Origin of the sequence: Streptomyces sp. NPDC024017 (assembly GCF_040638895.1) — a bacterium.
Taxonomy (GTDB): domain Bacteria; phylum Actinomycetota; class Actinomycetes; order Streptomycetales; family Streptomycetaceae; genus Streptomyces.
Map to the genome: position 1 here is coordinate 367,131 of NZ_JBEZYZ010000007.1, position 25,158 is coordinate 392,288.

The window sequence follows — 25,158 nt, forward strand, 5'->3', positions numbered from 1 at the left end:
CATCCAACTCGGCCGACAAGCTGGGCTGCTTACGGCGCAACCCCGGTTCCACAGACGGTATTCCCCATCTCCGATGGCCTGCATCATTTCCACTCCGTCTTGGACGTCATTGACGCGGCCGTACCACTTGCCGACCTCGTCCAAGCTGAGCAACCCGCTCGGGTCGGTTCGGTTGACGGGGTCGCCACCGGCGTAGAGGTAGGTGCTCTTCTCCTCCCCCGACGGGCCGAGCTGGGTGAAACGGCCCAGTACTCCAACCGTAGATCGTGATCTTCATGCCTGAGTGGCTTGTCGACGGTAGTGGCTGGCCTGGGATCGGGCCTGGTGGCGGCGTCAGTCGGACCAACCGAGCCGGTGGGCGGCATCGTGGACGGGTCGGACAACGAGTGTGATGAACAGGCGCTGGATCTCGTTGCAGGTGAGCGGAAGGAGGGCATCGAGTGCGGGGCGGGTGTGCTCGTCTGCGCGTACGACGGCGAGGAAGGCGTGCGCGAGCATGGCGAGGGTGACCCAGCTGGACCAGGAGGCATAGCGGCGGACCTGGTGCTCATCGAGTGCGGCCAGGCCCTTGCCCGACTGGAAGAACTCCTCCACCCGCCATCTTGATCCAGCGACTCTGACCAGCACGGTCAGCGGCACGGGTGCGCGCGAGTAGCAGCGGTAGTAGGCGAGTTCGCCGGTGCTGCGGTTACGGCGGATCAGCAGCTGACGACTCCCGGGTCGGGGGTCGGCGAGGTCGATGACTGCCCAGTCGTAGAAACGGTGGCCCTTGGCCCCGGCCCCTGCGGAGAGCTTCTGCCAGGCCCGCTTGGGCACCTTCTTGGCCAGGGTGTCCGCACGGAACCTCCCCGCCCCGGTGGTGACTTCGTGCGAGCAGGCCACCGTGAGGACGTAGCCGGTGCCGCGTTCCTCCCGTGCGGTTCGCAGCCTGGGGTTGCCGCCGTAGACCAGGTAGACGGCGACCTGGGCATTTTCGATCCTGCTCGCGGTGCCGGTGTACTGGCGCTGGACGCCGACCGTGCCGGTGCCCTTCTTCACATCCCCGGTCTCGTCGACCACCAGTACCGCCTGGTCGTCGTGCAGGTGGTCCACCACGTAGTCACACACATTGTCGCGGACCCGGTCGGCGTCCCACTTGGCCCGCCTCCTGCCAGCGGGCAGGGTCTACGTTGTGACCTGCGGCCACCGCGTGATCGTTTGTCTTCACACACCGATGATCAACGGGTGGCCGCACTCGTCTCCACAGCGCGTCGGGGTCGCGCAGCGTCCGCCCGCCGTCCTGTGTCAGGAGGACGTGTGCAACGTGGCGAAGTCTGGTGGGTCCAGTTTGACGAGCGGCGGTTGGTCGTACTGCTGTCGGGAGACGACGCGTCCGGGATCCGGGTGATGCAGGTCGTCGCTCGGGCGGGTGTCGACATCAGCGGTCTGGGCGTCGAAGTGGCAGTAGGCGCCGTGGAAGGACTGCCCTTCGAAGGCGTGCTTCGGTTCGCGTTCCCGCGTCCGGGCTTAACCCCTTGCACGTGGCTGACCACCGTGTCCCGGGACGACCTGATAGAGCGGGCGGGCGCCCTGTCCTCCGCGAAACTCAACGAGATCGAGAACGCCCTCCGTCTCGGTGAGCAGGCGAAGGAGTGGACCCCGGCGACGACCGCGAAGCTCAGCGAGATATGGAACGCCCTCCGTCGCGGTGGACTGTGGCCGCCGGCGCCGCGGTCCTGGATTGCAGCAGCGGGTTCTCGAGAACGGTAACGCTCTGCGCGCAGGACCCCAGGAGATGCAGGATGCCTGCGCCTTCGTCACCGGCTACGAACGGGCACGCCCCATCCGGGACTGGGAACTTCCTCTGCTGCCGATTGCCGCGCTGGCGCGGCTCACACTGCGCGCGCTGATCACGAACTGGCGCGCGGAGCACGTACCGGAACGCCCTCGGTGAGGCGAAGACCGTCAGCCTTCCCGGAGTCGCGCTATGACGTCGTCCAGGGGTACGGCCACGGCCAGTGCGACGTTGCTCCAGTCGTCCTTGGCGTGGCTGAGAAGGTAGTCGCGTCGGCGGCGGTGAGCAGGGGGAGGGCCGAAGCCTCACCTGCTCACCGCCTTCGGTGATCGCGGTGGCGCGAACGGCTCCTCAGACGAGCCGCTTACGACCCCAAAAGAAGAGGAACGCCACGACGCCGGCCGTCAGGGCGAACAGAATCGACGCCCCGAACCACTGCATACTGCTCATCTGCGATATGGGGATGTAGTCGGTCGACGCGCCGACGATGTCCGCTTTCTTCATGCACGACCTAGTCGCTTCCTCCCTCAGCGTTGGCGTACACGTGGTCACGTCGAACAGTTTCCCGCTGCCGCTGACATACGAGGTGTCGAGCCAGTGCGCGGTGCGGGGCACCGAGGGGAAGGTGATCGTAGTGCCGGGACTGACCGGCTTGCTGGTGGCTGTGACGATGTCGCCGAGCGACAGCTTGAAGTAGCCCCAGACGGCCTGGAGGGCGACGGTGAATCCGAGGGTCACGACCATGGCCGCCAGCGTGCGGCGCAGGATCACACCGATCAGCACCCCGCCGAACACGGAGAGGAGGGAGAGGGCGACGGGCGCCGGGCCCGTGGTGTTGAAGAACTCCCGGGAGGTCCAGTCGATGTCCAGGTAATGGAGCTTGATGGGGTTCCACCACCAGGCGAACACAGCCGACAGCGTGACCGTGGTCACCGTCACCACCAGCCCGGTCAGCGCCAGCTTCGTGGCGAGCCAGCGGTTGCGGCTCACGGACTGGGCGGCGATCAGCTTGGCCGTGCCGTTCTCCAGGTCGCCTGCGAGCAGCGGGGCGCCGAGGAGGACACCGAGCATGACGGGTATCGCCGTGAGACCCATGGTGACGGAAGTGAACGCGCCGATGTAGGGCTTGAACTCTTTCTCCGCGTCGTCGAGGTTCTTGGCGGGAAAGCCGTAGGCGTTGAGGAAGTCCATCATCTGGGCGCGCTGGTAGATCATCCAGGCCGCGCAGAGCACGGTGGCGGCGATCATGGTCCAGAACGCGGCCCGGTGCTGGCGCCAGACCAGCCAGGTCATACCGCTTAGGCGGGGCCGCCGGGTGGCCTCCGTGGTGCTCGCGTTCCCGGCCCCGTGCCTGGGTCCGTTCTTCGTTGCGTTCATCGTCCCGTTCATCGTCCGGTTCGCCGTCCCGTTCCTGCCGTCGGTCGAGGGGTTGGTGAAGGTGCTCATGCCGCCACCGTCCCGGTGCCGAACGCCTGGCCCTGGACCTGGGCAGTGGGAGTGATCAGCGGTGGCGCGTCGGGTGAGCGGAGATAGGCGAGCAGGAGTTCCTCCATGCTCGGGGCGGCCGCCTCCCAGGGGCCGGTGACCGGGCCCTCCGGGCGGATGAGCGCGGTGAACTGCCGTCCGCTGGTCCGGGCCTCGACGAGGGTGTGGTACCCGAGGAAGTCGGGCAGGCCCTCACCCTCCCTGGCCCCGGTGACCACGGTGTGCATGGTCATCAGCTCGTCCACGTCACCGGCGACGCGCACTCCGCCGCCGGAGACGACGAGGAGGAAGTCGCATACGTTCTCCAGCTCGGCGAGTACGTGGGTCGACATCACCACGGTGGTGCCGCGCTCGCCGGCCTCGGCGAGGAGGGTGCCCATGAGTTCGTGGCGCACGACCGGGTCGAGGTCCGCCATCGGCTCGTCGAGCAGCAGCAGGTCGGGGCGCTTGCCGAAGGCGAGGGCGACGGCGACGCGGGTGCGCTGGCCGCCGGAGAGGGTGCTGATCTTCGCGTCGAAGGGCACGTTGCCCGCACGGACGATGTCCTCGGCGGCGCGCTGGTCCCAGCCGGGGTTCAGCTCCCGCCCCAGCCGCAGGGTCTCCGCCACGGTGAAGCGACGGAACAACGGCTTCTCCTGCGCGAGGAAGGCCGTACGCCGGCCGGACTCCACCGAGCCCGGCGCCTCGCCGAACAGACTGAGCGAGCCCTGCGTCGGCTTCAGGACATGGGCCGCGATGTTCAGCAACGTGGTCTTGCCCGCCCCATTGGGGCCAACCAGCCCGCAGATCCTGCCCGCCGGAAGCCGGAAGGTGCAGTCCCGCAGCGCCCAGCCCCGCCGGTAGCGCATCCCCAGTCCGTGTGCCTCAAACGCCGGCTCCCCCGCGTACATGACGTCACTCACCTGTGCTCCTCGTTGTCCTGACCCCCGCGACCGCCGTGGTCCCGGGGGCGTACTGCTTCTCCAGCGCCGACGCGACCAGCGCGGCCACGTCCTCCTGCTCCAGACCGGCCCCGGCCGCCTTCGCCATCCACGCCACCAACTCCCCGTACAGCGGCGAGTCGGTGCCCGTCTCGGGGCGGCCCAGCGTGCGGCGTACGAAGGTGCCCTGACCCGGTCGCGGTTCGACCAGGCCCTCGCGCTCCAGCTCGCGGTACGCCTTGAGGGTGGTGTTCGGGTTGACCGCGCTCGTCTCGGAGACCTCCTTGGCGGTGGGCAGCCGGTCGCCCGGCACCAGTACGCCCAGCCGCAGGGCCTGCTTGGTCTGCTGCACGATCTGCTGGAAGGCGGGGACCCCGCTCCGCCTGTCGATCCGGTACTCCACGGCCGCCACTCCCTTCCATCATCATTCCACTATGTGATTAGTGGAATGATGATGGAAGGGAGTGGCGGCCGTTGTCAACGGGGTTCGGGAACGGTCCTGAAACAGACCAGGGGAGAGCAAGGGGGAAGGACGAGGCGAGGACGAGGCGACTTCTTCGCCCGGGTCGACCGCCGGCCGGCGGAGCATGGCGACGACGCCCCGCTCTCGTACGGCAGGACCGCGCGTTGGCCGCTGCCTACGCCGGCTGCACGCGGCCGGTGGAGGCCGGCCGCGAGCCGCTTGGCAAGGAGTTGTGCGAACGGTCCGTCGCGGGGAACAGCCCCGTCACCCGGTCATGAAGGTCGGCAGGCTCTGGGCGGGAAGCTGCGCGGTGAAGGAGCCGTTCGACACGTTGATCCTGGCCTGGGACGCGAGGTTCCTGCCCCCGTCCGTCACCCAGGACGACACGCCGGACGAGGGGTTGTTCTGCAGGGTGAACTGCTGCGTCACCGAGGAGGTCCCATTGTCGACGGCGACGACGACCACACGGGAGCCGCTACCCTTGTACGCCGAGGTGTAGACGTTCGACTGGGGATTCGAGGTCACTGCGATCCGGACATGCCCGGGGCGGACGAACTTCGCGAAGAGCGCCATGGCGGCACCGCGTTTGCTCATCCGTCCGTCCTCGCGCATGGGGCCGTAGCCGCGCCGGATGTACCACCACGCGTACGCCTGGAACTCTGCCCGCGGTGCCGGTGTACTGCCGCTGGACTCCAACGGTGTCGGTGCCTTTCTTCACGTCGCCGGTCTCGTCGACCACCAGCACCGCCTCGTCGTCGTGCGGATGCTCCACCACGTAGTCACCCACCTCGTCGCGGACCTGGTCGGCATCCCACTTCGCCCTCCCGAGCAGGTGCTGCATGCCGTCCGGCGTCCTGTCCCGGCCCACTCGGCGATGGTCCAGCAGTTCTTGCGCGGCAGGTCCGACAACAGGCCGAGTACCAACTTCCGGGCCCGGCGTCGAAATTCGACCCGTGTCCGCTGTGACCTGCGGCCACCGCATGATCGTTTGTCTTCACACACCGATGATCAACGGTGGCCGCACCCGTCTCCACACCGCGTCAGGTCGCGCAGCGTCTGCCTGCCGTCCTGTCCTCCAGGAAGCTCAGCGAGATCGACGATGCCCTCCGACTCGCTGAACAAGCACAGGAGCGGACCCCGGCAACGACCGCGAAGCTCAGCGAGATAAGGGACGCCCTCCGTCGCGGTGAACTCGGGTAGACGGAGAAGTGGCCGACGCCCGCTACGGCATGGGCGATCTCGGGCGAGATGATCCACGCTGGACACCTGCCGCCTCGACGCCCCTCACCATCGAGATCACGATCTACGGCTGGAGTACTAGGGACAGGTCGAAGTAGCGCGAGCATTTCGTGGTTGTCCGGCTATCGACGGCTCAGATCATGCTACGAACGCAATGCCCGCAACTACCTGGCATTTCTCGGCCCCGCCGCCGCATCTGCTGCTACAAACGACTTGTCCGCCTCACCACGTAGGACACGGTTTTAGACGCTGGGTAGGCTTCGGGCCGTGGTTGGGATTGTCGAGCGGCTGGTGCCGGACAGCAGTTGCCGGGCATACCGCCGATCCGCTCCCGCCGTGGGCCCCGGCGGCGCAAGCCGAGCAAGCTCCACGCCGACAAGGGCTACGACTACTCCCACCTGCGGCGATGGCTACGCCAGCACGGCATTACCCACCGCATCGCCCGTAAAGGTGCCGAGTCCTCGCAGCGGCTGGGCCGCCATCGCTGGACCATCGAACGCACCATGGCCTGGCTTGCCGGCTGCCGACGCCTTCACCGCCGCTACGAACGCAAAGCCGACCACTTCCTCGCCTTCACCAGCATCGCCTGCACCTCATCTGCTACCGCAGACTCATTTCCTGATCCGTCGGAGTGCTAGCCGACGAACAGATCCGCGTTACGCACCCTCGACAGGCAGTCCCGCAATGAATTCTGAAAGAGCGGACCCTTGTGGCGGCATCTGCCCTTGCAGGAACCGCTGGTAGTGGTCGGCGACGAGACGACGCAGGTCGGCCTCGGCCGGTTCATCACCACTGAGCTCAAGGGTGACCTGATGCGGCTCACCCGTCATGCGCAACGGTCTGGCGAGGGCGTCGAACCCACAGGCGTACTCGTCGGGCATCTCCCACCATGCCTCGGCGGACGCTCGGTCCTGGAGGACGTACATGTAGTAGTCGTCATCGAAGAGGACCACGGGACCTATCGGTGTAGTCACTCGTGGAGTATGGCGCAACCCGCAGGTCAGACGTGCACCACAGCAAGCTTGAGCCCTACGCTTACGTGCCAAATGAGATGACGTCTTAGTCGCCGGTGTTCGTGGACGGGCCGAGGATGCGGTCAGGGCGTCTTCTTGGCCGGCTTGGTGTTCTTGGTTTTGCTGGTGCCTGTGGTGCTGCGTCCTGGCTTGGAGGGCACACTTTTTCGTGTTGTGGCTTTCTTCGTATCTGTGGCCGTCCGTGATGGTGGTGTCCGAGTCGGTGCGATGGGCCATGTGAGCTCGATCTCCAGCTCGATCTCCCCTTCGCCGATCTCGACTTCCATCTCGCTGTGAAGGTCGTCGGGAATTCGCAGGCTCAGCGTTCCGGGGCTGAGTTCCAGTTCGGTTTCACCGCCTTCTCTGAGCGCGGCTGCGATTGCGGTGAGCTGGTCAGCCGCTTCAAGGCGTGACAGCGTGCGGTTCTGCTGGAACTTGAGATCTTTCATGGGTGTCTCCGATCCGGGCCATCGCTTGCTTTGTCGCTCCGATGGACTGGGCGCGGCGCACAGTGCCCAGATCGCGAAGACGTTGATCGCGATCAAGACGATGGCCCAGGTGGCGCCCTGGGGCTACTTCCAATCTCGTCCCGTGGGGTGGGCTGCGCACCTCGGGGGCGCTGACCGGCCGCGCTCGATGAGCTGTCCCCAGGCATCTGTGCAGGCCGGGGCTGTGCCGACGCGGTTGAGGGACAAGGGGCCGCAGGGAATCACCCACCCGGTCGTTTTGTATGCCGGTCCCGGCGCCGGCGCACACTCAAGGCACAGGCGAGCATGCCGAGGCCCCAAGCGATCAGAAGGGCACCCCACAGCGGCATGGTCACCTTGGGGATGAGAAGGCGGATCTCGGTACTCGCGCGGTTCTCGAAGATGAAGACCAGAGCGATCGCAGTGATCAGTACGAATGGTGTGAGGCGGCGGACGCCGGGGCGGGACAGAAAGGGTGTGTGCCGCTTTTGGTCTGTGTGGTCTGTGCTGGTCCGAGACATGAGATGTCGCTCCATCACGTTGCCCCCTTCATCCAGCGTCCTCTTTCGGCGCCCGGCTCGCTACCGAAAGGATCCGCGGCCCCGAGTGCGTCATGGCTCCTGTCGGACGCGCCTCGATGGTGTCCACCGGGTCCGGCCCGCGTGCCCATGTCACGCCCCCGGGTGCTGCACGGCAGGCGCTGAGATGTTGGCTGGTGCAGGGTGCGGCCCACGGGCTGCTCCGCCGCAGCGGATGGCAGCAGGCCGTGCAGCGGCACGATCAGGGGAGGACGACCCAGCAGCGGGTGCCGACGCTGCCGACCCTGACGACCATGCGGGCCATTGTGTTAGCGAGCTGGACGACAGGGAAGTGGCCGACCACGACGGTCGCGTTCGGGCACGCCGGTTGCGGATCACGGCTGTGGCGCAGCTTCGTCGGCGGGCCACTCCACCAGCAGCCAGCGTGACCACATTCCCGGCTGCGGGGCATGTGGAGAAGTGGCAGCTGGCGCTGGGCTTGATCCGGGAGTTGCATCGCTCCAATCCCGGTCGGAATGGGTCGGCGCCGTTCCGAGATCGATGGTGAGCACGGCCCAGCGACCATCTACCGGGTTTCTGGAACGGGAGCGAGGTGTCAGCCGTCGAGCCAGTCGCCTGCGAGGCCCGTGGGAGAAAATCCCGTGGCGTTCCAGAGAAAATGCGGGTGGGCGCAGCCGAACATGTAGGCGAGCAGTGTGGTGTCTTCTCTCCCGGTTCGAGGGTCGTGCAGGGTGTGAAACATTTCAGATCCGACTGCGCCGGCGTCTTGTTGGACCTGACGTGCGCGGTCCTGGGACGGTGCGGCGGTGGATGCCTCCACGGCGGCGATGTAGGTGCGGCGCAGGATCTCCCACGTGCTGTCGATGTTGCCGTACCACGGGCCGTGCAGTGCTTCGAAGGCATGGAGCTCGGCGTCGAATAGGGGCCATGTCCGGGGGTACTGGACTCGGCAGCGCGCTGATAGCTCGGCGGTCCGGGTGCTCAGTGCTGGTGCGGTCGCCCGCGGGGAGATGGTGAGGGTGGTGCCGTGGGTGAGGATGCCGGTGCATGCGTTGGGCTGCAGGTCGCAAAGCGGGCATTCCTCGGCCGGGGGGAGGCCCTGGGTGATGCCGTCGAACCACAGGGCGTGGCGGCCCGTGAGCCCCATCCAGACGATGGTGGTGGTCATCAGCCAGGTGTTCCACATCGGGTGATGTGCCTCGGGCATGCAGCCGTACTTGACGAGGGCGATGGCGCAGGCAGCGTAGAGGGCCTTGGTGTGGGTGGGCATGTCGGCGAGCCAGAAGTTGCTGATCTCGCCGGTGAGGGCGTCGGCTCGGACGTCGGCCATGTCGTCGATGACGCGGCACAGCAGCAGCGAGGCGAGGTGTTCTTCCTGCCAGAGTTCGCTGTCGGGCGATACGTGCCAGAACATGCAGTCCAGCATCTGAAGGAGTGCGTACGTGCTCTGGCTGAGCGGGTTGGTCTGGGGGAGTGTGACGCTGCCCGCGTGGTGCTGTTGGAGCCAGTACTCGTCAACGGATCGCTTGTGGGCTGCGAAGAGTCCGCAGACCAGGGCCCGTGCGCTGTTGGTGCTGAAACTCTCAGCCAAGCGGCCTTCGACGAGTTGGGTGAGTTGCGTGGTATCGATGGTGTCGATCACGCGCCTGTATTCGTGGAAGACGAGGATGTCGTCTTCGAAGCGGTGGCGGTGGCCAAGGTTCCGTTCAAGGTCGTTCATCTGCCGGGTCCAGGACCATCCACCGGTCAGGACGCTGTCGAGTTCCCGGCGGTATGGCCAGGTCTTGACTGTGAGGGGACGACCGGCGCTCTGCCGCCAACCGTAGTCACCCAGCGTGCGGGCGGGGGGCGTGGGCAGCCGACGGCACAGAGGGCAGGCGCAGTCGGATATTTGCTCCTCCTCGCGCAGCGGGGTGAGTGCCCGGCTTCTCCAGGCCCCTTCCAGCATCCTGCTGGTCAGTCGGCAGATCTCGACATCGGTGCTGACTTGGGGGAAGGATGCTTCGATCATGCGCAGGTTGGTGTCGAGTTGCCTCAACCTGGCGTGGCCCTCCTCGTCGGGCGGGAGGAACGTGGGCGGTGCCAGATGGAGGGCTCCCTCCACGTGCAGCGTGGTGCTGGAGTGGGGAGATCCGAGTGCGTCCAGCCGCTGCTGAGCGGCCTTCTGGGACCTTCGGTACTCCTCCGTGCGCCCATTGATGCGTTTCTCCAAGAGGCGGGCCAGGCTGTTCCCCGCCTCCCCGGGGTGGAGTTGGGCACTCGGCTGCGCAGGGAGCACGCTGTCGGCGGACGCCTTCGGACCAGCACCTACGACTCGAGATTTCACAACGGCTTCCCTTCAAGCTGTGGTCCGGGCAACGGAATCGATCGGCCGTGGTTGGTGGCCGGTCGATTCCGGGAATCTTCTGTACCTGCCGCGACGGCCTCGCCGAACAACCGGACTCCCGCGACCGGCTCCGGTTCCTGCTGCGAACGACCGCGAGGTGGGGGGACTGCTGCGTTGACGGCCGAGGAAGTGGGGACGGGTCGCCCACTGCCCTTCGACAGATGGCGCTCCTGGGCTTACTCCAGACGTCTGCTGACAGGGATCTCGAAGGGGAGGTCGAACGTGACGTCCTGAGTCATGCACTTCCTTTCGGGAGACGGACCGCAGAGTCCCCCCGGCCCTGCAAACAGACGTCGAGACCGCCCGCCCACTCGAACGGGGCTTCGCAGAACGAAAGTTGAACCGAGAAGCGCTACGAGACTGCCCAGAGCGTAAATGATCTACACCGTGGCCCTGCCGTGATCTGAGTTACTGCTCGAGCCTCATGAGCTGCGTATACTCGCGCGCCCCCACGTGAGTGAGCGCGACCTGCGTCCCCGCGATCTCCTGCGCCGGCCTGTCGAACAGATCGCGGTCACGGACCACCAGATTCGCCAGCGCTCCCTCTCGGACCCAGCCGGTGTCGTCGAGACGGTTCACCCAGGGCCGAGCCCGCCGCATAGCCGCAGATCGCCTCGGCGAGTCCGATTCCTTCGGCGGGCAGGAGCACCGGCGTGTCGCCGTCCGGTGTCGCCCGGTTGACTGCCACATGGAAGCGGCCCTGGAGCGGATCCGAGCTGCTGACCAGCCGGTCGTAGCGGGCGGCGAGCGTGGCCCTGGAGCGCAGCAGCGCCCGAGCGGTACTGCTGCGCTGCCCGTCGGGCCCCAGGAAGGGGATCGTCACCTCGTCCACCTGCGGGATGTCCGCCCAACGGAACGGCGCGACCGGGATATCCGGAAGAGTCATGGCGCCCCGGCGGTCCACGCCTTCACCCTGTGCCTAGCCCGGTCGACCGCCCCTAGGCAGGCAGGGCTCCGGCGTAGGAGTCCTCGGCGATGGTGGTGTCCCGGACGTAGTGCAGGGCCTCGATCCTGTCGACGGTCAGGCTATTCCCAACGCTGAACAGAGGTAGTGCTACTGACCATGCTCGAATGGCAACGCCCTCTACTGGCTCCACACCGCCCAAGGGGTCTCCGGGCTGAGGCGAACGTCCTGCCGCACGGTTCAAGGGCACCCTGATCGCCGGCACCGAGACCGACCCGGAACCGGAGACCGGCGACGCTGGGGCCGCGGTACTCGTGCACGGGCCGAGGGCCTGTTCGCCGCCGTCGTCCTTCCCAGATTCCAGTTCCGCTGTATGTCACCAAGATTGGGAGAGTGGAGGTGAACAGTGCGGCGGCTGAGCAACCCCTGCAGTGGACTCTGCTTGTCAGCTCTGAAGGACACGATCGAGCGCTGCCCGGCCTGCGGGTCCCCAGGTCGGCTTGCCGCCAGGAAGACCCCGGTCTCCGTTCTGGCCCATCAGCATGAGGAACAGGCTTTTCAGGGCAGCCAGCCCGCGGGCGCGCCGGATTGTCGCCTCGTCCGCGTGCGCGTACACGTCGAAGAATCGTGAGGCGGCGCCTGCCGGAAGGACCACCCATGCGGCCGCGAGGTCCCACGCCGGATCGCCGGCGAACAAGGCACCGAAGTCGATCACGCCGGACAGCGTGCCGTCCGAGACGACGACATTCGCGGGATGAAGGTCACCGTGCACCCATACCGGTGGGCCTTCCCACTCGGGGGCCGCAACGGCATCATCCCAGACAGCCCGGACGTCGTCGGCAAGGTCGTCGGGGACGACGGGGTGGAAGAAGTGGTCGAAGCCGTCCGTGTACTTCTTGGGGTGAGCGCCGCGGTCCGAACTGGGCGGAGCCTCGGCGGGCGCCTCCACGTGGAGCGCTCTGAGGAAGCTCGCCAGGCTGTCGGCGGCATGGTCGCCGCGGCTGATCGAGGTGTAGTCCAGTGGCTCGCCGGCAACCCACGTCATGATGGTCCAGGGCTTCGGGAAGCGCGCGGAGGGTTCACCGATCCGTACGGGGTTCGGGACCGGGAGCGGCAGGCGCGGAGCCAGGACGGGCAGCCATCGGCACTCCTTGCGCTGAAGGTCCGGGGCCTGTTCTGTGCGCGGCATGCGCACGGCCAACTCGTCCCCAAGGCGCCACTGTTGGTTGTCCCATCCGCCCGCTACCTCGCGGATGGCCAGTCCTGCAAGGTCCGGATGCTGCTCCCGCAGCAGGTCGCGGACCAGGTCTGCGGTGATCTGGATCTCGGAGTTGGTCATGCGAAACCAAAGTACCGGGGCAAGCGGAGCGGTTCTCGCTCTCCGAACCTTTCACCGAGCAGGAGTTGCGGGACACTCGTGCAAGGGAGCCGCCGCGGGAGCACGGGAGGAGTCACCGTCGTTCGGACGGGCTTTGTCGTCGGGAGAGGGTCAGCGTGCGTCGCTCTCGGTCGATCTTGGTGATGACGATCGTGACCTCATCGCCGACCTGGACGGCATCTGCCGGGGTTTGCACGGGTGTCCAGGTGAGTTCTCGCAGGTGGACCAGTCCCTCGATCCCGTCGGCGACCTGAACGAAGGCGCCGAACGGGACCAGCTTGGTGACCTGGCCATGCAGTTTCTGCCCCGCCGCGATGCTGTCGGCGAATGCATGGAAGGGATCCGGCTGCGTCGCTCGCAAGGACAGCCTGGCCTCCAGGTTCCATGTGTCGAACTGGAGGAACTCGCATGAGACGCGCTGCCCGACCTGTACGACGTCGGAGGCTGCTTCGAAGCGCTGCCAGGACAACTCGGCGCACGAGATGAACCCGACGCCGGGGAAGACCGGGTGGTCGGGGCCGTCTTCCAGCGCCACGAACACGCCGAACCGTTCGATTGCCGTGACGGTGCCGGAAAGGAGCTCGCCGCAGTGCAATGATTCCAGGAATGCCCAGAGTTCTAGGTTCTCGGACGGTCCGCCCATCATGCTCCCACCCTTTCACGAGGAGCTGCGCACTTGGCGTGGGGTGCGGTCGCGCTGCGGTCTTGAGGAGAAGTCCGCCCCAGTTGATGCCCTTCTCGCTGCGGATGCGGGCGCGTTCACGTCGTTTTCCGTCCGGCCCAGCATGAGCCTGGAGTGGGACGGATGCCGAGCGGGCCGGACTCGTCGCAGGCCAAGTCCCGGTGCGGGAAGGCGAGCAGGCAACGCAACGCTGGAGCAGTCCGGTGTCCCCGGCCTCACCATGGAGGAAGTGGCCCGCCGGGCGGGGACGAACAAGAACGCGCTCTACCGGCGCTGGCCGAACCGCGTCGCGCTGGGTGTTGCCGCGTACCGCCGACTGGCCTCGGCACAAACGCAGTTGCCCGACACCGGCTCTCTGCGCGGCGACGCCCTGGAGATGCTGCGGCGCGCGAACAGCACCTGGTCATCGCCGTACGGAGAAATCCTGCGCGGTCTGATCGCGGCGGCCGGCGCCACTCCAGAGCTCCTGGCCGAGCTGCGCGACCCTGCGGCCGGTGGCGGCGCGTACGAGGCGGCTTGGCTGACACTGCTCGGCCGGGCAGTGGCCCGCGGCGAGGCCGCGCCCGAGGCACTGCACCCCCGGGTCGCCTCCGCGCCGACGGCGCTGTTGCGCAACGAGTACGTGACGCGCGGTGTCCCGGCCGTGCCGGACGCGGTCCTCACCGAGATCGTCGACGAGGTCTTCCTGCCGCTGGTCCGCGGGAGGGGCCCGGCCCGCGTCTGACCCCACGCGGCCGTGCAGCGCACGGGTCCGGATGGAATGCGTGCGCGGGGCGTCGGGTGTGCCTTGGAACGCGGTGCAGGGACAGAGGAGGCAGCGATGGGGGCGGGTGCCGGGGCTGCGATGCAGGCCGCTGGCGGCCGACCGTGAGTTTCGCGCGGCAGAGCTCTCAAGAACTCAGGGGATGTCGCGCTGAGATGCTTGAGTCTCCAGCGGCTGGAGGGTCCAGGATCTTGCCCATGGACGACGAACACCCCGACGTGCTCACCATCGGCCAGCTCGCGCACCGCACCGGACTTCCGGTGCGTACCCTGCGCTTCTGGTCGGACGAGGGAGCGGTGCCGCCTGTGGCCCGCTCCGCGAGCGGCTACCGGCTGTACGACGCCGAGTCCGTGGCCCGCGTCGAGCTGGTGCACACCCTGAGGGAGCTGGGCCTCGGGCTCGGCGACGTGTGTCGCGTCCTGAGCGGCCGCACCACGGTCGCCCAGGTCGCCGACGCGCACGTGGCCGCGCTTGACGCGCAGATCCGTTCACTCAAGGTGAGCCGGGCCGTCCTGTACACGGTGGCGAGACGGGGTTCGACCGCTGAGGAGACAGCACTGATGAACCGGTTGGCGCGGCTTTCCGCCGCCGAACGCATGCAGATCATCGACGAGTTCAAGGAAGAGGTGTTCGGCGGTCTCGACGTCGACCCGCACCTGCGCGACCGCCTACGCGCCTTCAGCGTCGAATTGCCGGACGACCCCACACCCGAGCAGGTCGACGCCTGGATCGAACTGGCCGAACTGGTGCAGGACCCCGGGTTTCGCGCCCGGTTGCGCACATGGATGGAGCTCAACACGCCCGCACCGGGGCAGGGCCGTCCCCCCGGGGCGTCCATCTGGTGGGCCAGGCAGGTCGTGCAGACCGTCGCGGAGGTCAGAGAACGCGGGGTCGCTCCCGAAGGGCCGACAGCGGCCGAGGTGCTGTCCGAGCTGTTCGGGGACGCCGATCGGGCCGCCGTGCTGCGCAGCCTGGAGGCCGGCATCGAGGCAGGGGCTGAGCGCTACCGCAGGCTCGTCGCCCGTGTGCGCGGGCAGGATTCGTCGCCCGACGCGACCGAGGAGCTGGAGTGGTTGGCGCGGGCCCTGCGCGCCGTAACCCAGGCCGGACCGGCCGCATGGTGATCGCGCAGCATCCTTTTGCTTCACCCGACCCCACAGATGCATTGGCCTGACGCACACCAGTGGACCCGTGGGCTCGCGCCGGAGGACCTTCGGCCGGAGTCCCTGAAGGTCCACCACGGTCCGCGGCGGCGCTTGTTCGATACTGCAATTCGAGCAGTGCCAGGGGCTTCGGGTGGTGGACCACGCAGGCGGGCGCCGGTGTCCGAGACAGCGGTCCGAGGTCGCGGTTACGGCGCTGGTGTGTAGGTGACGGTGGCGTCCGGGCAGGCCTCGGCGAGGCGGGCGAGGGAGGTGCGTTCGTCGGTGTCTGCGGTGAGGGCCCAGCGCAGTTTCACGGCTGTCCATTCGATGATGTAGCGGCATGTGGCTTGGGTGTTGGGCGGCAGCCACTGTGCGGGGTCCTGGTCTGCTTGCTGCGGTGGGCTGTGGCTGAGACGGCCACGAGGCTGCGCGGGTCGTCGAGGTCGTTGACGTAGGCCTCGCGGCGGGCGGCGGTCCACTGGGAGGCGCCCGAGTCCCAGGCCTCGGGCAGCGGCACCATGTGGTCGACGTCCATCGCCGCTGCGGAGGTCACCTGGCGGGCGTCGTAGTAGGGCGACCAGATACCGCCCTTCAACCTGCAGTCCGGGCCGGTGGCCGGGGGGGTCGATCGCCTCGGCGATCAGCACCTCGTTGCGGGTGTCGCAGCCGTCGTCGGGCTGGGCACCGGCGTTCCAGTGAGGAGCATTCCGGGCCTCCGGCCGGCGGGCAACAGCGTTTCCAGCCGTGCCCATTGCGCGTCCGGCAGGACTCCACGCGCCACCTTCTTTTGAAGGGGGTCAGCGGGGAACCAACAGCTTGGACGCTGGGGCGGCAGATGCTCTGCGGCTGGCTCCTCCAGGTATGCACCGCGACACTCACCCGCGATCGGGCTCCCCTGCGGACCCCGGCGCTTCATAGCCGGACATCGAAGCTGTGTCCGGCCCACCGGTGTGGGGCATCTTCCCGCAACTTGCGGCCACCGTGTCGGCAAAGGACCGTGCGAGCGGGGAGAGGGCGTCCCAGCGCCGTACGGCCCAGCCGACCGACAGCGGCGGCAGCGCCGGAATCGGGATGAGACGCAGCGGGCCGCCGTCACCCGGTGTCGCAAGATCCGGTACGGCGGGGACGACCGCGTGGCCCAGGCCGAGTTCGGCGAGGAGCAGGGCTGTGTCCCAGTCGGCGACGCTCGTGTCCGAGCCGGTCCGGATGCCCAGTTCGGCGAAGACGGCGTCCAGATGGGCGCCGGAGGTGGAGTTCGGCGGCAGCCGCACGAGGCGGATGCCCGTGAGGTCGGAGGCCTCGATGCGGGGCCGGGCCGCGAGCGGATCGTCGGACCGCACGGCAAGGACCCAGGGCAGGTCGACGACGGGACGCTGCTCGATGCCGCGCACCGGGCTGCCGACGGTGACCCACGCAAGGTCGAGGTTGCCGGTCAGGAGAGTGTCGAAGCATCCGCGGCTGGAAGTCTCGGTCCGGAACTCCAGGCTCACCTTCGGAAAGCGCCGGCGAAAGGAGACGATCGCTTCGGCCATGAAGTGCCGGACGGTCGTTCCGCCCGTCGTGATCCGCACGGAACCGCTTTCGCCGTCCACGAAGTCTCCCAGGCGGCGCAGCGCAAGATCGAGCCCGGCGATCCCGTCGGCGGCGGCATGGCACAGGATGCGCCCCGCAGTCGTGGGAACGACCCCGCGCGGCTGACGCTCCAACAGGCTCGTGCCCGTCTCCCGCTCCAGGCGCCTGACGTGCTGGCTCACCGCGGACTGCGTACAGGACAGGTCACGGGCCACGGCGCTGAGGCTTCCTGCCCGGCACACGGCCACGAACACGCGCAGGTCATCCAGGGTCACAACACCCAAGCTACACCTGGGGTGAGTGGAGAAATCCCCAGGATTGACTGGGGTGTCGCGGTGCCAGACGATCGTGGCAGGGCCCAGGCGGCAACCCGTGCGGTGCCTTCGTACGGATCCGGACCGGCGAAGGCGCTGTGCGGGTGCCGACCAACCCTCACCGAAAGGACACGGACCCCGTGCCTGCTCTCCCTGCCACCATTGACCAGGCCGTCACCCTGCTGCGTGAGCTCGGAGCCCACGGCATGGCCCACCCCGGCGGCACTCTCCTCACCCACCTTCAGCGCGTACAGGCGCGGCTCGCGAGTTGGAAGGCCCGCCCGGCCCTCCAACTCGCTGGCCTGTGTCACGCGTTCTACGGCACGGACGGCTTCCCCGCGGCTCTGCTGCCACTCGACCGCCGCAAGGACCTTGCAGCGGTGATCGGCACCGAGGCCGAGGCCATCGTGTACCTGTACGCCTCATGCGACCGGAAGGCCACCTACCCAGCTCTCGACCAGGCCGACGCTGCCTTCCACGACAGGTTCACCGGTCGCTCCTGGATTCCAGGGCCACAAATGCGCCGAGACTTCGCCGAACTATCGGCCGCCAACGAACTCGACCTCGCCCACGTCGACTCCGCCTTCCGCGACAGGTGGGGGCCTGAGCTGCTCGCCCTGTTCACCAGACTCCAGGACTCGCTGAGCGCTGACGCCTTGCTTGCATGCCGCAAGATACTCGCCCCACCTGCCTCCCAGCCGGTGAACCAGCACGACAGTTCGACCTCGTCATGAGACACACTCTGGCCGGCCGCCGGTTCAGAAGGCGTGTGCCATCAGCTCCGCGAACAGCGCGTGCTCGTCGACATCGAGGCCCCGCGAGCGGAACCAGCGGCAGATGTTGGCGCAGTCGCGCTGGAGGAAGTTCATCCCGTTGAGGTTGCCGACCAGATCGACGATCTGTGGCAGGTCGATGATGACCAGCCGCTCGCCCGCCGCCAGGATGTTGTACGCCGAGAGGTCGCCGTGCACGACCCCGTTCTGCACCATCGTCGCGAGCGCATCGGTGAGTTGCTCGAAGTACGCAGCCAGCAGCTCGGGTGAGGGTCGAACCTGGGCGAGCCGGGGCGCGGTCTCGACGGTGCCGTCCTCGCCGACGACAGCGATCCATTCCATCAGGATCTCGGTGCCGTCGATCTGGACCGGGTAGGGAACCGGCAGTCCGAGGCTCCAGAGCCGCACCAGCGCACCCCACTCGGACACCGCCCATTCGCCGGCTGCGACCTGCCGGCCGAAGGTGCTCTTCCGCTTGAGGGCCCGCTCGTCACGTGAGCGCTTCATCGAACGGCCCTCGGTGTAGGACGCGGCGCGGTGGAAGGTCCGGTGCTCGGGGGAGCGGTACCGCTTGGCCGCCATGACCACGCAGGCGGCGGGGTCGAACGGGTCGGCGCGCTCGACGAGGTGGACGTCGGCCTCCTTGCCGGTCTTGAGGACGCCGAGTTCGGTGTCGATCGCGCCCTGCGAGGTCACCACCCAGTCGGGGAGCGGCTCGGGGCCGCGGCAGAGGGGTTCGACGCTGAGCCAGGTCGACCAGCGCTGGCCGTCCTCGAGGTCGTCGTAGGAACGGAAGTCGAAGACGAACCGGTCGTCGACGTCGCTCAGGTCGTCCGGCGGCGGGACGTGGGGGTAGGCCTCGGTGGTGAAGTCGTCAGGAAATGCCGGGTGCTGAGGGTGCTGCGAGAGATCGTCGTGAGACATCGCTGGAGGTGCTCCATGAGGTGGGAGTGAGGCGGTCTGCGGGCAGGCCGGGAACAGTCGTAGTCACGGTCGTGCCTCCTCTCGTGGAGCACCGGGCAGTTCCCGGTGTCGCGCCCATGGTGAGGGGCGGACACGGGAAGCGGCAACCGAATAGATCGGCCCGCGTCGAGCGGCCCCAGCGGTGCCGTAGGTTTCCGTTTCCGGCGTGATCCCCCGTACCGGGCGTGGCCGGGTGACCTGCTTGTTCCTGTGTTGCCCGGCTATGGCGAGGTTGTGCAGGCGGGCGGGCGAAAGCGTGCTCGACGCGGGCGCGGACTTTGCGATGGGAGGCGTTGTGTTCCTTTCCCAGTGGATGTGGACGGACCGCTCAATCCGTATGCCGCGAAGCCGACTCGATGCCCGTGTGGCCGATCAGACGGCCGTCGGTACGTGACGCCGTGCGGCCCCGCGTATCACGGAACTGCTCAGGGTGCGCCTTCTCCACGACCCCGGCCACTGTCGGGCGACTCCGCGCGGGCCGTCCACCGCCGCCCCGCGTGAGCCCCGTCTCACCTGGGCAGCACCACTTGGCTATGCAACGAGTTGCATAGAAGGATCGGGGTATGGCGCTCGAGCACGCGATCCTCGTCTCCCTGCTGGAGAAGCCGGGCTCCGGCTATGAGCTGGCCCGGCGGTTCGAGCGGTCCATCGGATACTTCTGGACCGCGACGCACCAGCAGATCTACCGCGTTCTCAAGCGCATGGAGAGCGAGGGCCTGCTCGCCGTCCGTGAGCTGCCGCAGCAGAGCCGACCGGACAAGAAGGAGTACTCCGTCGTAGGCCCCGGCCGCGCCGCCCTCTCCCAGTGGCTGCACGAATCGATCCAACCCGAGAGCATGCGGCACGACCTCGCGGTGAAGATCCGCGGCGCGGCCTTCGACGACCCGTCTGTGCTGATCCGTGAGGTCGAACGGCACCACCAGGTGCACAGCGAACGGCTCGCGCACTATCTGGCCGGGGAGCTGCGCGACTTCACCGGCCCGGCGGCTCCCACCCCGCTCGACGCCGGTCAGGAGCTGCAGCATGTCGTGCTGCGCGGCGGCATCGCGTACGAGCGGATGACGATCGCCTGGCTCGACGACGTACTCGCCACCCTCCGCCGGCTCGGCACGTCACACCCGCAAGCCTGACCTGCCGGCCACCGCCGCCCGCGCCCCGCGCCCCACGCCCCGCGACCTTCAGACCCGCACCCTCAACCCTCAACCCTCGGAAGGCGGACCTCCATGGCCGACTCCCTCCTCTTCAACCCCCGTACGTACGACCCGGCGCAGTTCGACCCCGAGACCCGCAGGTTGCTGCGTGCCACCGTCGACTGGTTCGAGGACCGCGGCAAGCGCAGGCTCATCGAGGACTACCGTTCCCGCGCCTGGCTGGCCGATTTCCTCGCGTTCGCGGCCAAGGAAGGGCTGTTCGCCACCTTCCTCACCCCGGCGTCCGCCGCCGGGGGCGAGGACCAGCGCTGGGACACCGCCCGGATCGCCGCCCTCAACGAGATCTTCGGGTTCTACGGTCTCGACTACTGGTACGCATGGCAGGTGACCATCCTCGGCCTCGGACCGGTCTGGCAGAGCGACAACACCGCAGCGCGTACCCGCGCGGCGGAACTCCTCGCCCAGGGTGAGGTGTTCGCCTTCGGTCTCTCCGAGAAGACCCATGGCGCCGACATCTACTCCACCGACATGCTGCTGACGCCGGACGGCAACGGCGGCTTCAGGGCAACGGGCTCCAAGTACTACATCGGCAACGGCAATGCCGCCGGGCTCGTCTCGGTCTTCGGCCGCCGCGCCGACATCGAGGGCCCCGACGGTTACGTCTTCTTCGCCGCCGACAGCCGCCACCCGGCCTATCACCTCGTGAAGAACGTCGTCGACTCCTCGAAGTACGTCAGCGAGTTCCGCCTCGAGGACTACCCCGTGGGCCCGGACGACGTCCTGCACACGGGCCGCGCCGCCTTCGACGCCGCCCTCAACACCGTCAACGTCGGCAAGTTCAATCTCTGCACCGCTTCGATCGGCATCTGCGAGCACGCGATGTACGAGGCGGTGACCCACGCGCACAACCGCATCCTGTACGGCCGCCCCGTCACCGCCTTCCCGCACGTGCGCCGCGAGCTGGCCGACGCGTACGTCCGCCTCGTCGGCATGAAGTTGTTCAGCGACCGCGCCGTCGACTACTTCCGCTCCGCCTCGCCGGACGACCGCCGCTACCTGCTCTTCAACCCGATGACGAAGATGAAGGTGACCACGGAGGGCGAGAAGGTCATCGACCTGATGTGGGACGTCATCGCCGCCAAGGGCTTCGAGAAGGACACCTACTTCGCACAGGCCGCCGTCGAGATCCGGAGCCTGCCCAAGCTCGAGGGCACGGTCCACGTCAACCTCGCGCTGATCCTCAAGTTCATGCGCAACCACCTCCTGAACCCGGCCGAGTTCGCGGCCGTGCCGACCCGCCTCGACGCGGCCGACGACACGTTCCTCTTCGAGCAGGGACCGGCCCGTGGCCTTGGCTCCGTACGCTTCCACGACTGGCGCCCCGCCTACGACGCGTACGCCGGGGTGCCGAACGTCGCCCGCTTCCGGGAGCAGGCCGACGCCCTGTGCGAGTTCGTCGCCACCGCAGCCCCCGACGAGGAGCAGAGCCGCGACCTCGATCTCCTTCTCGCCGTCGGCCAGTTGTTCGCGCTGGTGGTGCACGGCCAGCTGATCCTGGAGCAGGCCCGCCTGGCGGACCTCGACGAGGATGTGCTCGACGAGCTGTTCTCCGTCCTCGTCCGCGACTTCTCCGCCTTCGCCGTCGAACTGCACGGCAAGGACTCCGCCACTGTGGATCAGCAGCGCTGGGCGCTCGGTGCCGTCCGGCGCCCCGTCGTCGACGAAGCGCGTTCGGGGCGCGTCTGGGAGCGTGTGGAGGCACTGTCCGGGGCGTACGAGATGGCGCAGTGACAGCCCGAAGAGGGGGCTCGTCGACAGGTGACCGTCAGGGCCCCCGGGCGCGGTAACGCTCGCACCGTGGCCCTCTGCGTGCCTGCCACGCGGAGGGCCACCGGCCCCAAGGCCGGCACGGCCGCCACGCCCAAGCCGGAGACGAATGCCGAGCCGGCACCGGGGGCGCGGCACGACGCCTGGCACCGCCATGTCCGTGCGCGCGTCGAGCACGCCTTCGCGTGGATGAAGACCTGGAAGATCCTCCGGGACTGCCGCCTCAGGGCGACGGCGCACCCCACGCCATGCTCTGCATCGCACGCCTGCACACCTCTCCCTCGCCGGATGACGGCGGCTCACCGGCTGCTCCAGGCACCGCGCCGCCCTGCGTGGAAAAGCCAGAGGGAAGTCCCGGCGCCGGCGCCGGGTCGCGCTCCGCTGGTTGCTTCAGTGTCTTCCTGACAGATGTCAGGAAGACACTGATGGGCAGGCCGAGTACGTTCCCCCACATGCGGAGTCAGCCTCAGGCAGACTCGGGCCTTCTCATAGCCCTGGCCACGCAAGCAGGAGAGGAATGGCATGTCCATATGGAAGCGGTACGCATCCCTCGCAGCTGCGGGCGTGGCCTTGTTGTCCGTGGGGTTAGCGGGACCGGCATCCGCGGAGACGACGCATACCCAGGCGGCCTTCGACGCACAGGCCCGCGCTGCCGGTCTCAGCCGAGACGATGCCGACGCTCTCCAGGCGAAGGTGGACCGCTACCTTGCCCGCCAGGACGGACGACAGGTCTCGGCGAACGAGATTGTCCTGGCCGACGGTGCCACGCTGACGGTCACCGTTCCCGGCGAGAGGTACGTGCGTGAGTTGGGCACGTCCGCCGGAGGCCGTGCCGCGGCACAGTGGGAGTGCGACTACGAGTACTTCTGCATGTACCGTCAGCAACTCGGCATGGGGGACCGACTCGCCCTGTACCACTGCCAGGACTACGCGCTGCAGGGCTGGACCGGTGACGGTTCCTACTACAACCACCAGACCCCCGGCACCCGTGCACTGTTCAAGAACCAAAGCCGCAACGTCATTTACACCACGCCTGCCGCTACCTACAGCGAGCCGAGCTTCGACTGGACTCCTGTCTGGTACGTCAGACCCTGCTAGAAGGACACCTCGATTTTCAGCGGGACCGACTCGGTGCGTCCTTGTTGACCACGCACCACCGACTTCATCACAGGGGGATCACCTTGAAGGCATCCACGCGCAAACTCTCGGCCGTCGTCACCGGCGTGGCACTCACCGCGCTGGGCACCGTCTTCACCGGCACAGCCGAGGCGGCCAATCCGTGCTGGTGGGGCGATGGCGGCATGCGCATGTACTGCAACAACGTCTCGGGGGCCACGGTCTACGCCACCCCCGACACCAGCCGTCCGGTCGGCAAGATGTACTCGAACCCGAGCTGGTTCGAGTGCCGCAGGGACACCGGCGCCTACATCGGCGGCCCGCACCCGAACCGGTGGCTCTGGACGCAGGCCGACAACGGCAAGTGGGGCTGGATGAAGGACACGGACATCTACAGCGAGACCGACCCGGTGCCCACCCACATCGGCAACGGCATCCCCCAGCCCTGCTGACGCCGGCACCGCAACTGCCCCGCCGTCTAGGGCGGCGGCAGCCTGAAGTGCTGCACGCCGGAGATCGGAGTGCAGGAGCAGCCTGCGACAGCAAGTCACCCTGCGGGGCGGCGGGATGAGGGTGCGCACGTGCCGTTCGGACGGTGAGCAGCATGCAAGAATGTCGCCCGTGACCGGATCGTCATCGTCGCCTGTCGCTGAGAGCACGCCCGGCCGTGCCGGTCTGGGCCCCCGTGCCGCCGCAATACTGGTGTTCGGGTCCTCGGCAGCGGTTCTGGTGGTCGAGATCGTCGCCTTGCGGCTGCTAGCTCCGTACCTCGGTCTCACCCTCGAGACCAGCACCATGGTGATCGGCATCGCGCTCACCGCTATCGCCTTCGGCTCCTGGTTGGGCGGGCACATCGCGGACCAGGTCGATCCACGCCGGCTCATCGGTCCTTCACTCGGAGTGTCCGGAGCGGTGGTGGCGCTCACCCCGTCCGTGTTGCGCAGCACTGCGGAGTGGGCACCAGCGGTGCTCTTGGTGATCGCATCGCTGACCATCCTGGTGCCGGGCGCACTGCTCTCCGCGGTGACCCCGTTCGTGACGAAGCTGCGTCTCACCAACCTGGCGGAAACCGGTACGGTGGTCGGCCGACTCTCAGGAGTCGGCACCGTCGGCGCCATCGTCGGCACCGTGCTCACCGGCTTCGTCCTCGTGTCGCGGTTACCCGTCAGCGGCATACTGCTCGGCCTCGGAGCACTCCTGGTGGCAGGCTCGGCGTGGGCCGAGTGGCGAACGCGCGGGTGGAGCGGCGCCCCGGCCCTGACGCTCATGGTCGTGGCGGGCGGTCTGGCCGTCACGGTCGCGCCCGGGGGCTGCGACGTGGAGACCAAGTATCACTGCGCTCGAGTCGTCGCGGACCCCGACGGGGGCAACGGCCGCACGCTCGTACTGGACGGTCTGCGGCACTCGTACGTCGACATCGACGACCCGACACATCTGAAGTTCGAGTATGTGCGCGCCATCGCGTCCGTGGTCGACGCCGCCTTTCCGCAAGGTGAACCACTTGTCGCCCACCACTTGGGCGGCGGCGGACTCACCTTTCCCCGTTACCTTGCGGCCACGCGGCCCGGAACGCACAGCCTCGTCTCCGAGATCGACGGCGGAGTCGTGGGCATCAACCGCGAGGAGCTCGGTCTGCGATCGCAGGCCGGTATCGACGTACGCGTCGAGGACGGCCGGCTGGGCCTGCGGCGACTGGACACCGGCAGTCGTGACCTCGTCGTCGGCGACGCCTTCGGGGGCGTCAGTGTGCCGTGGCACCTCACCACGGTGGAAGCGATGACTGATGTACGGCGCGTGCTCAACGAGGAAGGCCTGTACGTTGCCAACCTCATCGATCACGGTGGTATGGACTTCGCACGCGCCGAAGTAGCCACCCTCGGCGACACCTTCGAGCACCTGGCCCTCCTCGGCGAACCCGCCGACATCGGCCAAGGCCCGACTGCCGACTCCATGGGCGGCAACTTGGTGGTGCTCGCCTCCGACAAGCCGGTAGACCTCCGAGCGATCCAAAAAGCGCTCGACGCCCGGCAAACCGGCTGGAAGATCACCACAGGCGAGGACCTCCGGTCCTGGACCGGCGCTGCCCAACTTCTCACCGACGATCACGCACCCGTGGACCAGCTCCTGCAGCCCTACAGTCCGCAGAGCGGCCAGTGACACGAGTGCTCCTTCCAGGGCACCCCTGACCTGCTCCTGCCGCGACCAGCCAATTCCCGGCAGCTCGCCTCGCTGGAAAATGATGTGAGCGAGTCGGCACCCCGCTGCTACTTTCGTGGTGGACCGT

24 protein-coding genes and 7 pseudogenes are annotated in these 25,158 nt (G+C 67.9%); 14 read left to right on the top strand and 17 right to left on the bottom strand.

The features are described 5' to 3' along the window. Positions 1–336: 336 nt before the first annotated feature. Positions 337–1,143: pseudogene (locus AB0G20_RS21260) on the bottom strand (transposase); the annotation flags it as partial. A gap of 153 nt (positions 1,144–1,296) precedes the next feature. On the opposite strand from AB0G20_RS21260, the gene AB0G20_RS21265 reads away from it, so the two are divergent. Both AB0G20_RS21265 and AB0G20_RS21270 read left to right on the top strand, forming a co-directional pair. Next, complete coding sequence (locus AB0G20_RS21265) at positions 1,297–1,749, top strand: type II toxin-antitoxin system PemK/MazF family toxin (protein ID WP_361304752.1); 453 nt, start codon at positions 1,297–1,299, stop codon at positions 1,747–1,749. Between the two features lie 25 nt (positions 1,750–1,774). Further along, positions 1,775–1,933, top strand: coding sequence for a hypothetical protein (locus tag AB0G20_RS21270; RefSeq protein ID WP_361304755.1), 159 nt, complete (start codon positions 1,775–1,777; stop codon positions 1,931–1,933). 192 nt (positions 1,934–2,125) lie between these two features. On the opposite strand, the gene AB0G20_RS21275 is transcribed toward AB0G20_RS21270, so the two are convergent. From AB0G20_RS21275 to AB0G20_RS21295, 5 genes and pseudogenes are all read right to left on the bottom strand, one after another. Continuing rightward, on the bottom strand, positions 2,126–3,220 hold the full coding sequence (locus AB0G20_RS21275) for an ABC transporter (protein WP_361304758.1): 1,095 nt from the start codon (positions 3,218–3,220) through the stop codon (positions 2,126–2,128). Beyond that, positions 3,217–4,149 (bottom strand): ABC transporter ATP-binding protein, encoded by a 933-nt coding sequence (locus AB0G20_RS21280; protein ID WP_361305050.1) that lies wholly within the window; start codon positions 4,147–4,149, stop codon positions 3,217–3,219. Before AB0G20_RS21280 ends, AB0G20_RS21275 begins: the two co-directional genes overlap by 4 nt. Positions 4,150–4,153: 4 nt before the next feature. Beyond that, entirely contained in the window at positions 4,154–4,591 is a 438-nt protein-coding gene (locus tag AB0G20_RS21285) for a GntR family transcriptional regulator (RefSeq protein WP_361304761.1), read from the bottom strand. 315 nt (positions 4,592–4,906) lie between these two features. Beyond that, a complete protein-coding gene (locus AB0G20_RS21290; RefSeq protein WP_361305060.1) occupies positions 4,907–5,236 on the bottom strand; it encodes a hypothetical protein in 330 nt (109 codons plus the stop codon). Positions 5,237–5,297: 61 nt separating this feature from the next. Beyond that, positions 5,298–5,619 (bottom strand): annotated as a pseudogene (locus tag AB0G20_RS21295) (transposase); the annotation flags it as partial. 85 nt (positions 5,620–5,704) lie between these two features. Here AB0G20_RS21295 and AB0G20_RS21300 point away from each other — a divergent pair. The 3 pseudogenes from AB0G20_RS21300 to AB0G20_RS21310 all read left to right on the top strand — a co-directional run. Next, positions 5,705–5,842, top strand: a pseudogene (locus AB0G20_RS21300) (type II toxin-antitoxin system PemK/MazF family toxin); the annotation flags it as partial. Positions 5,843–5,983: 141 nt separating this feature from the next. Beyond that, a pseudogene (locus tag AB0G20_RS21305) lies at positions 5,984–6,114 on the top strand (IS5/IS1182 family transposase); the annotation flags it as partial. An 81-nt stretch (positions 6,115–6,195) separates the two neighbouring features. Further along, positions 6,196–6,503 (top strand): annotated as a pseudogene (locus AB0G20_RS21310) (transposase); the annotation flags it as partial. Positions 6,504–6,537: 34 nt separating this feature from the next. On the opposite strand, the gene AB0G20_RS21315 reads toward AB0G20_RS21310, so the two are convergent. From AB0G20_RS21315 to AB0G20_RS21350, 8 genes are all read right to left on the bottom strand, one after another. Further along, positions 6,538–6,855 (bottom strand): hypothetical protein, encoded by a 318-nt coding sequence (locus AB0G20_RS21315; RefSeq protein ID WP_361304763.1) that lies wholly within the window; start codon positions 6,853–6,855, stop codon positions 6,538–6,540. Positions 6,856–6,977: 122 nt separating this feature from the next. After that, complete coding sequence (locus tag AB0G20_RS21320) at positions 6,978–7,343, bottom strand: amphi-Trp domain-containing protein (protein WP_361304765.1); 366 nt, start codon at positions 7,341–7,343, stop codon at positions 6,978–6,980. Positions 7,344–7,603: 260 nt separating this feature from the next. After that, the gene (locus AB0G20_RS21325) at positions 7,604–7,882 is read right to left on the bottom strand and encodes a hypothetical protein (protein ID WP_361304767.1); all 279 of its coding nucleotides are present in this window, start codon (positions 7,880–7,882) and stop codon (positions 7,604–7,606) included. A 613-nt stretch (positions 7,883–8,495) separates the two neighbouring features. After that, complete coding sequence (locus AB0G20_RS21330) at positions 8,496–10,112, bottom strand: hypothetical protein (protein WP_361304769.1); 1,617 nt, start codon at positions 10,110–10,112, stop codon at positions 8,496–8,498. Between the two features lie 582 nt (positions 10,113–10,694). Next, entirely contained in the window at positions 10,695–10,886 is a 192-nt protein-coding gene (locus tag AB0G20_RS21335) for a hypothetical protein (protein ID WP_361304771.1), read from the bottom strand. Then, on the bottom strand, positions 10,801–11,172 hold the full coding sequence (locus tag AB0G20_RS21340; protein ID WP_361305062.1) for a hypothetical protein: 372 nt from the start codon (positions 11,170–11,172) through the stop codon (positions 10,801–10,803). The genes AB0G20_RS21335 and AB0G20_RS21340 overlap by 86 nt, the downstream gene beginning before the upstream one ends. 463 nt (positions 11,173–11,635) lie before the next feature. Then, complete coding sequence (locus AB0G20_RS21345; RefSeq protein ID WP_361304773.1) at positions 11,636–12,529, bottom strand: aminoglycoside phosphotransferase family protein; 894 nt, start codon at positions 12,527–12,529, stop codon at positions 11,636–11,638. A gap of 112 nt (positions 12,530–12,641) precedes the next feature. Further along, positions 12,642–13,214 carry a S1 RNA-binding domain-containing protein gene (locus tag AB0G20_RS21350; protein WP_361304775.1) on the bottom strand — a complete coding sequence of 191 codons (573 nt, stop codon included), beginning with the start codon at positions 13,212–13,214 and terminating at the stop codon, positions 12,642–12,644. Positions 13,215–13,353: 139 nt separating this feature from the next. On the opposite strand from AB0G20_RS21350, the gene AB0G20_RS21355 reads away from it, so the two are divergent. Continuing rightward, positions 13,354–13,974, top strand: coding sequence for a TetR/AcrR family transcriptional regulator (locus AB0G20_RS21355; RefSeq protein WP_361304777.1), 621 nt, complete (start codon positions 13,354–13,356; stop codon positions 13,972–13,974). A gap of 236 nt (positions 13,975–14,210) precedes the next feature. Further along, entirely contained in the window at positions 14,211–15,137 is a 927-nt protein-coding gene (locus AB0G20_RS21360) for a MerR family transcriptional regulator (protein WP_361304779.1), read from the top strand. A 227-nt stretch (positions 15,138–15,364) separates the two neighbouring features. On the opposite strand, the pseudogene AB0G20_RS21365 reads toward AB0G20_RS21360, so the two are convergent. Both AB0G20_RS21365 and AB0G20_RS21370 read right to left on the bottom strand, forming a co-directional pair. Continuing rightward, positions 15,365–15,868, bottom strand: a pseudogene (locus AB0G20_RS21365) (HNH endonuclease family protein); the annotation flags it as partial. A 165-nt stretch (positions 15,869–16,033) separates the two neighbouring features. After that, on the bottom strand, positions 16,034–17,005 hold the full coding sequence (locus AB0G20_RS21370) for a LysR family transcriptional regulator (RefSeq protein ID WP_361304781.1): 972 nt from the start codon (positions 17,003–17,005) through the stop codon (positions 16,034–16,036). 179 nt (positions 17,006–17,184) lie between these two features. Here AB0G20_RS21370 and AB0G20_RS21375 point away from each other — a divergent pair, with 179 nt between their 5' ends. Then, positions 17,185–17,778: a DUF6817 domain-containing protein gene (locus AB0G20_RS21375; RefSeq protein WP_361304783.1), complete on the top strand. Its 594-nt coding sequence runs from the start codon at positions 17,185–17,187 to the stop codon at positions 17,776–17,778. Between the two features lie 24 nt (positions 17,779–17,802). Here the strand turns inward: AB0G20_RS21375 and AB0G20_RS21380 are convergent, their stop codons facing one another. Further along, positions 17,803–18,741, bottom strand: a complete 939-nt coding sequence (locus AB0G20_RS21380; RefSeq protein WP_361304785.1) for an RIO1 family regulatory kinase/ATPase — start codon at positions 18,739–18,741, stop codon at positions 17,803–17,805. Between the two features lie 602 nt (positions 18,742–19,343). On the opposite strand from AB0G20_RS21380, the gene AB0G20_RS21385 reads away from it, so the two are divergent. The 6 genes and pseudogenes from AB0G20_RS21385 (at position 19,344) to AB0G20_RS21410 (ending at position 25,031) form a co-directional block, all read left to right on the top strand. Beyond that, the gene (locus AB0G20_RS21385; RefSeq protein ID WP_361304787.1) at positions 19,344–19,910 is read left to right on the top strand and encodes a PadR family transcriptional regulator; all 567 of its coding nucleotides are present in this window, start codon (positions 19,344–19,346) and stop codon (positions 19,908–19,910) included. 93 nt (positions 19,911–20,003) lie between these two features. Next, positions 20,004–21,722, top strand: a complete 1,719-nt coding sequence (locus AB0G20_RS21390) for an acyl-CoA dehydrogenase family protein (protein WP_361304789.1) — start codon at positions 20,004–20,006, stop codon at positions 21,720–21,722. 171 nt (positions 21,723–21,893) lie between these two features. Continuing rightward, positions 21,894–22,030: pseudogene (locus AB0G20_RS21395) on the top strand (IS5/IS1182 family transposase); the annotation flags it as partial. A 250-nt stretch (positions 22,031–22,280) separates the two neighbouring features. Further along, positions 22,281–22,856 (top strand): hypothetical protein, encoded by a 576-nt coding sequence (locus tag AB0G20_RS21400; protein ID WP_361305064.1) that lies wholly within the window; start codon positions 22,281–22,283, stop codon positions 22,854–22,856. An 83-nt stretch (positions 22,857–22,939) separates the two neighbouring features. After that, the gene (locus tag AB0G20_RS21405) at positions 22,940–23,326 is read left to right on the top strand and encodes a hypothetical protein (protein ID WP_361304791.1); all 387 of its coding nucleotides are present in this window, start codon (positions 22,940–22,942) and stop codon (positions 23,324–23,326) included. 169 nt (positions 23,327–23,495) lie between these two features. Further along, positions 23,496–25,031: a fused MFS/spermidine synthase gene (locus AB0G20_RS21410; protein ID WP_361305052.1), complete on the top strand. Its 1,536-nt coding sequence runs from the start codon at positions 23,496–23,498 to the stop codon at positions 25,029–25,031. Positions 25,032–25,158 lie beyond the last annotated feature (127 nt).